This window comes from Acetobacter pasteurianus subsp. pasteurianus LMG 1262 = NBRC 106471, from assembly GCF_000285275.1.
GTDB classification, from domain to species: Bacteria; Pseudomonadota; Alphaproteobacteria; order Acetobacterales; family Acetobacteraceae; genus Acetobacter; species Acetobacter pasteurianus.
This window is the reverse complement of record NZ_CADO01000099.1, coordinates 1-2731: the sequence shown is the minus strand read 5'-3', so window position 1 is coordinate 2731 and position 2731 is coordinate 1. Positions and strand designations below refer to the sequence as shown.

At 46.3% G+C, this 2731-nt stretch carries 2 protein-coding genes; one reads left to right on the top strand and one right to left on the bottom strand.

Annotated features, from left to right (window positions below; genetic code table 11):
- Nucleotides 1–485: 485 nt before the first annotated feature.
- Nucleotides 486–1736, top strand: coding sequence for a PIN domain-containing protein (locus APA10_RS11580; RefSeq protein ID WP_035366763.1), 1251 nt, complete (start codon nt 486–488; stop codon nt 1734–1736).
- A gap of 150 nt (nt 1737–1886) precedes the next feature.
- Here the strand turns inward: APA10_RS11580 and APA10_RS11575 are convergent, their stop codons facing one another.
- Nucleotides 1887–2624, bottom strand: a complete 738-nt coding sequence (locus tag APA10_RS11575; protein ID WP_003631286.1) for a M48 family metallopeptidase — start codon at nt 2622–2624, stop codon at nt 1887–1889.
- Nucleotides 2625–2731 lie beyond the last annotated feature (107 nt).

Below are 2731 nucleotides of genomic sequence, written 5' to 3'. Positions count from 1 at the left end.
CGTGGTGACAGACCTGCACACCGCACCAATCCCGCGTAGCGGGTTCGTTCTCCCGTGTGCAAAGCGGACTTACAGCTTTCGTCTCATGTCGGACCTGCTGACTTCTGAATCGCTTTGCGCAAAGCAGACGTGAAAAGTTCGGATTTTTGCGATCAGCTTGAGCCGTATCCTGCCTGTTTGGCTTCAGCATTAGCAATCGTCTGAGCGGACGTTTGAGAGCAATATTAGGCAGCCTGCTTGGCCGCAATGACCTCGATCTTTGACATCCTGCTTTGATGCTTCAACACTCGCCACTGACTGTGATAAAATTCGGCTCGGGAACGGCATTGAGGATCGATTTGTGCTGCTTCGTAAAGACGCGAGATCAGTCTGGGATAGAGCCGCAGTTTTTCTGCTTCGTCCGTACAAGACGCGATCTCTCGCGTTGCTTGGCGGATCTTCTGCCAACGAGAGAAGGGCAGGGATCTATCCATAGGCGACACAACATGTATACTCGTAAAATATTGTATGATATTGGAGGATGTGTTGTGAAAGAAAAATTCTCATGGTATCTGAATTCTTCGCCAGAAGAGGCTGACAAAAATTGGTCCACAGCAACTCTGACTGTAGATACGAACGTACTACTTGATCTATATCGTTATCATAATTCCACTCGTGACAAAATTTTATCAGCTATAGAAAGCTTTTCTCCGCGCATTTGGATTTCCAATCAAGCATGCGAGGAATTTTTTTCTAATAGGAAAAAGGTTATTTTGGATTCAGAAAAAATATTCAAGGACGCATCATCCAAATTAAGTGAAATTCATACAAATTTAATAAATGAGGTTGCTCAACTCAAAGGTTTTCGTCTCATCCCAAGATCAGTGATAGATGAGTTTGAAAAACAAATATCATCATTATTTCATAATACTCAAAATAATATAGTAGATATTAAAAATTCTTATCCAAAATATATGATAGAAGATCCAATTCTTTTAAGAATTTCAAATATATTTGATCGTAAAGTTGGAAATGCGTTTAAAGAAGAAGGAAAACGACGATTTGAAAATAAAATACCTCCTGGATTTAAAGATGACAGTAAGCCAGACGAACGTGGATACGGCGATTTTTTATTGTGGTCAGAGGTAATAAATTATGCGAAAAGCGAGTCAGTGCCAGTAATATTAATTACATCAGAACAAAAAGAAGATTGGTGGGAGCAGAAGTCTGGAAAGACAATAGGGCCGCGATTGGAGTTAATTAAAGAATTTCATGATAAGTCCAAACAAAACATTTATATCTATCAAACCCTTCATTTTTTGGAGTTAGTAGCAAAGAAATCTGGCGAGGAAATTGCGCCGTCTGTGGTTGAGGAAATCAAGGAGGTCAATAGACAACGGAAACGTGATTTATCTGACCAAGCGGTTAACGCAACTCAGACGATACACGATAATTGCGATTGCTATTACCAGAGCGGCGTTCTTTCTATAAATCTATCGCGCAAACTCGTCCTTATGACTGGGTCTGGTTCTTTCGAACCGGAAATGAATAGCGTGCCTCATGTGAAAGTAGTATTGCTATCAAAACCTGAAGGGTGTCCGCCCGTACATGTGGCTGCAGGAACTGGTACGAATTTTGATTTTAACGTGCACATCCGCGCCTTAACTCGCAATACACATCTTCCTGCAGGAGACTATGTTGTTGAATATTCTGCTGAGTGTTCTGACGAAAAGAGTGGTGCGGAAAATAAATTATGAAATATATGCACTATAATTTATATATACTTTTTTGTAGGATCCCTTGATAAATTGAGGCGCTCTCTTGGCGTTAGGAAACGTCTGTTATCTATTCTTCTATTCCGACAACGGACATTCAGCTTCTCCCCCCCATTGCCGACAATTATAGCACTATTTTTGCAACACCAATTCCGCCATCCCATCCAGCCGGACCTTATGCCGCTCCCAGTCCGGCATGATACGCGCCAGAAGAGCCCAGAAGGCAGGTCCATGATTGTGCTCCTTCAGATGGCACAGTTCATGCAGGATCACATAATCAATGCAGTCACGCGGGGCTTTGACCAGATGCGGGTTCAGCGTGATGGTGCCGCCCGGTGAGCAATTGCCCCACTGCGTCTGCATCACCTGGAGCTTCAGGGCAGGGGACGTGGTGACCCAGAGTGCTGACGGCAGCAGCGCATCAAGGCGGTTCCGAAACACCTCTTGCGCTCTCGCAAAATACCAGAGTTCCAGCAGCTTCTGAATCCGCAAGGCGTTGCGTTCCTGCACGGACACTTCCAACCGCCCGCGCAACATCCGCACGGTCTCAGGCGCATCGGGTTGATGATGCACTTTCAGCAGATGCCGTCGTCCCAGATAGAAGTGGCTTTCCCCGCTGACATACATGCGTGGCGTGGCATGTTCCTGCACCGCCCGGAAGTCCCGCAGTTTCTGCCAGATCCAGCGGGTTTTCTGTTTTAATGCCCTGTCCAGATCCGTCTCTGTTGTGCCTTCGGGAACAACCACCTGCACAGTCAGGTCGGGATGCACCTTGATGCGCAGGGTTGTGCCGGGGCGCGCACGGGGCAGCAGTTCCACTCGGATCTTCTCATCCCCATAGGTCAGAATACGGCGGTCCTTATCGCCCATGCTCAGCCGCGCACTGTATCAGCAGGGCCAGCCCGCATGATCTGGATGACCTGTTCGACGCGGATTTCTTCTGTGGTTACCGTCCGTTATGCAAGAGTTTTCTGACC